This is a genomic window from Pseudomonas antarctica (assembly GCF_900624995.1).
In the GTDB taxonomy this organism is placed as follows: Bacteria; Pseudomonadota; Gammaproteobacteria; order Pseudomonadales; family Pseudomonadaceae; genus Aquipseudomonas; species Aquipseudomonas antarctica.
This window is the reverse complement of sequence record NZ_UYXQ01000181.1, coordinates 1-5,805: the sequence shown is the minus strand read 5'-3', so window position 1 is coordinate 5,805 and position 5,805 is coordinate 1. Positions and strand designations below refer to the sequence as shown.

Sequence of the window (5,805 nt, the reverse complement as noted above, 5' to 3'; positions counted from 1 at the left end):
GTGGTGGCCCAGCTCGGCACCAAGGGCTCGCTCGATCAAGGCCTTTTTGAACGCCATCGACGCATCCTGAATGGCTTCGGCACTCATCGGGCCGCTGACGAACTGGTCGATCAGCTCTTTTGGAATGGCTGGAAGGTCACGCTGGGCCCTGCGGGCCGGTTTCTTTGTGGTTGGCATACATGCACCTCTTCAACATGTTATGCCCGAACACAAAATTTATGACAGTCCCGCGCCCGGTCATACCGTTGAACGCTAACTACCCGCTACAGCCGCCTCCCGCTCCATCAACCTGTCCATCAACAAAACCCCCAACTCACTCAACTGGTGAATCGCCAGCGCCACATCGCGTTGTTTCCCGGTCAGGTCCTCCGACAGGTCAAGCAGCAAGGCGGTCACCGAGGAAAAGGTTTCGTAGCTGTTGGTGATCAGTGTTTCGTTGCTGGCGTCGGCGGCAACGCTGAACAAACCTGGCGGTGGCGAAGGTGGGTCAGATTCTGAGTTGAGATAGCGATCAATCGCGCGATGCGCAGCCTGATTGAGTTTCAGGTCCGGCTCGTTTGGAGGGTTAGGCGTTATTTTGAACATGCTTGGAATTTCCCACTTTAGGGCCGCCACCTCTGAGCTACTAAACAAAGGGGTGGCAGCTGTGCGCAGGTTAGTAGACCGGGGAATTCCAAGAAAGCCGGCGCGCCCGAGGACGCCCTGCACACAGCCACCATCAAGCACGGACTAGACCGTCCGACAGATGAAGCTTATGCACTGACTGGAATAACCCCAGGCTACTAAACCCGATCACTGAGTTTTCAGCGACCGAGCAACCTTAGAGACGCCCACCCAAGCGCACAAGCCAGCGGATTCTGACTTAACCGTAGGCAACGGAGCAAGGCGCTGTCGCCTCGGACTTTGCTGTTTCAGGGTTGGTTGTAGGACATGTCCTCATGCCTGCAAAACAATAGAGTCGGCCACGTACGTCTCATCGTGCTAAAGGGTGTAAATAAATCCGTCCCTTACCCTTTACGGTAATGACTCACTTTGAGGAGGTGGCAATGTGCTACTTTCTGGGATAGTGTACTTGGATATAGATAAATTTAGACGCTCGCGATGTAGGTCGGCTTAAGGGAAAAGAAATGGAATTAATCGTTGGGGTAAGGGTGGGGGACATTCATCTGGATCTCTCATCTCCCGAGAGATTGGGGTTTGGAAAAATATTTAAAGTTGACTCTTTAAATTTGATCCTTGGGAGAAATGGAGCGGGAAAAACCCGGCTGTTGTTAGAGTTGATCGAAAAACTCACCGACAATTTAGAACAGGGTGATATTGTATATGTAGATCACGATGGTGTGATAAATGCTGTAGCGGCTAATTCACTCGATGGGCTTGGCGTTATATATTTTTCTGCGCTCCCATACAGCAGGAAACTGCCGGCGAATCGTAAATTTGTAGATGCCTCTCCTGGGAAGTATGGAATTGACAGTGTTGGGGATGTTGAACATTTTGTTAGCGTTGCTTATTCGCTGGGTATTTCTACAGCGTTGACCGCGTATGTCTCATATTCGAATTACGTGTTGCGTGACGTTTTAGTTCCTCGGCTGATCTCCTCTGACGAGGTGGTTGATCCGGTTCTTAAAGAACGTGCTAACGAGTACAAGGTGTTAAGGTCGGAAGGCGCCATTCAGGGATCAATTGCCGCGCATCAGGCGAAAGTTAAAGACAGTTTGTTTTTGGTAGTGGATAGATTACAGAAACTTTTAAGCGAATTTTTCAATGATCCTATTGAGAAGATTCAATATCTTTCCGCGCTGGAATACGTAACAAGGAAAAAGAAAAAATATGGAGCGCTCGCGGCCGATGCACTCCTCAGCAAGGCCGGGATTTGTTTTTACAATGGTGAGAGTTTTCATGAGTCTGTGATTCTCGATTTGGTTGAGCTGGTCAATAATGCACGAGCTGTGAGTGCTAAATTTTCCTTTTCGCCAGATTACGATGTCGATGAGTTTTCTTACTCTTTCAGTATAGCCTCTCAAGAAGATGTGGGGTTTGTCAGGCACGGCGAAACCTTGATTAAAATAAGGTGGTCGATGTTAAGTTCGGGCTTGCAAGCGTTAATCGAACAGTTTTCGCTTATTGAGCGCGCGGTCCACCGCTTATCATCTTCCGGCAGCAAGAGAGTGATACTGTTGCTGGATGAGGGCGATGCTTATTTACACCTCGATTGGCAGAGGAAGTATATTTCATTGCTCAATGACTACTTGGGTGATCTGCGGTTAAGGTTTGAGCTTGATGCATTACAAGTTGTGCTCGCCACGCATTCGCCAATCGTCGCCGCAGATTTGCCTGATTCATTCGTGATGAATTTAGATGCTGGTGTTAATCCAATAAATACATTTGCATCGCCAATAGAAAACGTCATAAGGGGCGCCTTTGATTCCAGTTCGATCGGTAAATTTTCTGCTGATTTAATAAATGGGGTCTATGAAAGAGTGTTGCATCATCGGGTGACGGATGAAGATAAGAGAATTATAGAAAAGATAGGTGACGTCGGAATTAGAAAAGCTATACTTAGAGAGTTGGAGGGCGACGGAGTGATGTGGGAGGAGGGTAGTAATGATAATTAATATTTCCGATGCTTGGCGGTTGGCCGTCGTACCTCATAACGTTTTTTTGAAGGCACTACTCATAAAGGGTATTCAAGAGCTTAATGCTAAGTCTTATGGTTCGCCCATTAGGCAATTATTAGTTGGTTTTTTGATAGCGAACTTTAAAACAATATTGTCCAGTTCTCCGGGGCCTTTGCCCTCGGCAATTGAGGCATTCCATATGGTTTTCCCTGGACCCATCACAAGGGCAATTGCCTGTGAGCTACTCAAAGAGATTTTTGATTACGATGCTTTTTCCAAAAAGCCAATGACGGCGCCCGCGATTAATGGATGGCATGCTTATCAGCTTTGCGCGCTGTGTCCTTATAAGTTTTGCCCTTATTGCCAATTTGCACCTATTGATACTAAGCCGCCGCTTAAAGTAGGTGCTAAGTCTTACCGTCCGGATTTGGATCATTACTATTCACAATCCAGGTATCCCTTTTTGGCACTCACCCTCGGCAATTTTATTCCGAGCTGTAAGAAATGCAATGGGCCTCAGATGAAGGGGGCGGTAGATTTTTCTACTACACCTCATTTGCACCCTCTATCTGATGAAGAGGTTATAAGTTTCTCTCTGGTTCCGCTAGCGTCAGGGGTTAACAATCATATTGACTATTTGGCGCTGGAGATGCCACCGGAAAAATATGTTCTAAAACTTCGGGTGCGCGGCGGGCAGGCAAAGGCTGTGTCTTCCATACACACGTTTCAATTGTATGATAGATATCGTGTTTTCGTTGGTGATGCCTATTATTTGGCTAGGACTATGCGTGGCCATCAATCTAGAGCGGCAATGTTGGATGAGTCATTTTCTGCATTGAATATACTTCAAAGGGATAGCCTGGGTTTTGATCCGAAAGGGGATAGCTATAAAAACAGTTACTTGGGTAAGTTGAAGATTGATATTGCCAGGAATTATGGGTTGCCACTCGTGTAGGCGGCGAGCGGTCTGCCTTGTTACGCGTTGTATGCTCTTCGTCAAGCAAATGCCCCCCAAAAAAATGAAAGCGCCGAGTCGTTATAGCTGACTCGCTACGACTCGGCATTCTGGCAGTGGTGTAAGTGTGGGCGGTAACCGTCAGCCGCAGGCCGCCTCCCGCTCCATCAACCTATCCATCAACAAAACCCCCAACTCACTCAACTGGTGAATCGCCAGCGCCACATCGCGCTGTTTCCCGGTCAGGTCCTCCGACAGGTCAAGCAGCAAGGCGGTCACCGAGGAAAAGGTTTCGTAGCTGTTGGTGATCAGTGTTTCGTTGCTGGCGTCGGCGGCAACGCTGAACAAACCTGGCGGTGGCGAAGGTAGGTCCGATTCTGAGTTGAGATAGCGATCAATCGCGCGATGCGCAGCCTGATTGAGTTTCAGGTCAGCTCGTTTGGAGGGTTAGGCGTTATTTTGAACATGATGTAATTCCTGAATGGGGCCGACACCCTTTCGCTACTACACAAGAAGGGTGGCAGCTGTACGCAGGTTAGTAGACCGGGGAATTACACAAAGCCGGCGCACCCGAAGGCGCCCTACGCACAGCCACCATCAGGCACAGACAGGAACGTCTGATAGATGAAGCTCATGCACTAAGTGTAATTGACCCTAGGGCTACTAAACCCGATCACTGAGTGTTCAGCGACCGAGCAACCTTAGAGACGCCCACCCCAGCGCACAAGCCGGCGGATTCTGACGCAAGCGTAGGCAAGGGAGCAAGGCGCTGTCGCCTCGGACTTTGCTGTTTCAGGGCTTGTTGTAGGGCATGTCCTCATTACCCTTTACCTCTGCATCAGGCCTGACACAGTTTTGTACATTTAATTGACGCCATCATTTCGCCACCCTATTATCGCCGCCAATTAGTGGCTCAGTGCCATATAGAGGGATCTAGAGATGTGGCGTTTGGAACGTCGGACCAGGCTCACCCTGTTGTCCGCTTTTTTTTGCCTGGGCTTTCCCGGCGTGGCACACGCCGCGCCGCCGCAAAACTCCCCGGGCATCACCGATCTGATTCGCGACCGCCAGGACCGCCTGCTCGAAGAGCAGCAAAAGCGCCTCGAAGACCTCAAGGACCTGCCCGGCAAATCCGCCGCGCCTGCAACGCCGACCACGCCCGTGGATACCCGTTGCTTCCCGATCAAAACCATCGAACTCTCCGGCGCCGACGCGCTGCCCGAAGGCGAGCGCGCCGCGCTGATCAGGCCCTACATCGGCCAATGCCTGGGCGTGCCGCAGCTCAATGAAGTGCTCAAGGTCATCACCGACCGCTACCTCGCTAAAGGGCTGGTCACCAGCCGCGCCTACCTGCCGCAACAGGACCTTTCCAGCGGCAACCTCAAGCTCCAAGTGGTCGAAGGCAAACTCGAAAGTCTGAAAGGCGCCGAAGGCAGCGGCATCACCGACCGCCAGTTGGCGATGAGTTTCCCCGGCAAAACCGGCGAGTTGCTCAACCTGCGCGAAATCGAGCAGATGGTCGACCAACTCAACCGCCTGCCGTCGAACCAGGCGCAGATGGAACTGGCGCCGGGCAAGGCCGTGGGCGGCAGTGATGTGCTGGTCAAAAACACCCCGCAGAAGCCCTGGCGCGTCGGGCTGTCGCGGCACAACGGCGGCCAGCGCAGCACCGGCGAGCAGCAGTGGGGCGCGAGTCTGGATTGGGATAATCCTCTCGGCCTGGCCGACCAACTGTCGCTGCGCGGCGGCCATGATGCGATCAGCGATCACCAGAAAACCTCACGCAATTCGATGCTCAATTACAGCCTGCCGTTCGGCTGGTGGACCCTCACCTACAGCTACAACGAGAGTGAATACCGCTCCCAGGCCCAGGCGAATAATTTCACGTTCAAGCAGACCGGCGACAGCCAGAACCACCAACTGCGCCTGGAGCGTGTGATCCATCGCGACGCCCTGAGCAAAACCTCCCTGAGCACCGGCGTGGCTTACCTGCGCACCAACAACTTCATCGAAGACAGCAAGCTCGCGCTGAGCAGCAACCGCCTCAGCGAAGCCCAGTTCGGCATCAACCATGGTCGGCGGATCGGCAACTCGTTCCTCAACATCGACCTGGGCATGCAGGACGGCATCGGCGCGTTTGACGCCCAGGCCAATCACGACCCCAAGCCCGGCCAGGCCGATGCGCGCTACCGCAAATACACCGCGACGGTGAGCTACCTGTACCCGTTCAAA

Annotated in this window: 4 protein-coding genes and 2 pseudogenes; 3 read left to right on the top strand and 3 right to left on the bottom strand. The window is 52.0% G+C overall.

Annotated features, from left to right (window positions below):
• Nucleotides 1–177 (bottom strand): annotated as a pseudogene (locus E0F99_RS28490) (IS256 family transposase); the annotation flags it as partial.
• A gap of 75 nt (nt 178–252) precedes the next feature.
• On the bottom strand, nt 253–585 hold the full coding sequence (locus E0F99_RS28485) for a DUF6124 family protein (protein ID WP_083357665.1): 333 nt from the start codon (nt 583–585) through the stop codon (nt 253–255).
• A gap of 542 nt (nt 586–1,127) precedes the next feature.
• On the opposite strand from E0F99_RS28485, the gene E0F99_RS28480 reads away from it, so the two are divergent.
• Both E0F99_RS28480 and E0F99_RS28475 read left to right on the top strand, forming a co-directional pair.
• Nucleotides 1,128–2,615 (top strand): AAA family ATPase, encoded by a 1,488-nt coding sequence (locus E0F99_RS28480; protein WP_083357666.1) that lies wholly within the window; start codon nt 1,128–1,130, stop codon nt 2,613–2,615.
• Nucleotides 2,605–3,573, top strand: coding sequence for a hypothetical protein (locus E0F99_RS28475; RefSeq protein ID WP_130909080.1), 969 nt, complete (start codon nt 2,605–2,607; stop codon nt 3,571–3,573). The genes E0F99_RS28480 and E0F99_RS28475 overlap by 11 nt, the downstream gene beginning before the upstream one ends.
• Nucleotides 3,574–3,714: 141 nt before the next feature.
• On the opposite strand, the pseudogene E0F99_RS28470 reads toward E0F99_RS28475, so the two are convergent.
• Nucleotides 3,715–4,040: pseudogene (locus E0F99_RS28470) on the bottom strand (DUF6124 family protein).
• Between the two features lie 472 nt (nt 4,041–4,512).
• On the opposite strand from E0F99_RS28470, the gene E0F99_RS28465 reads away from it, so the two are divergent.
• The coding region (locus tag E0F99_RS28465; protein WP_130909078.1) for a ShlB/FhaC/HecB family hemolysin secretion/activation protein at nt 4,513–5,805 on the top strand (1,293 nt) is incomplete at its 3' end.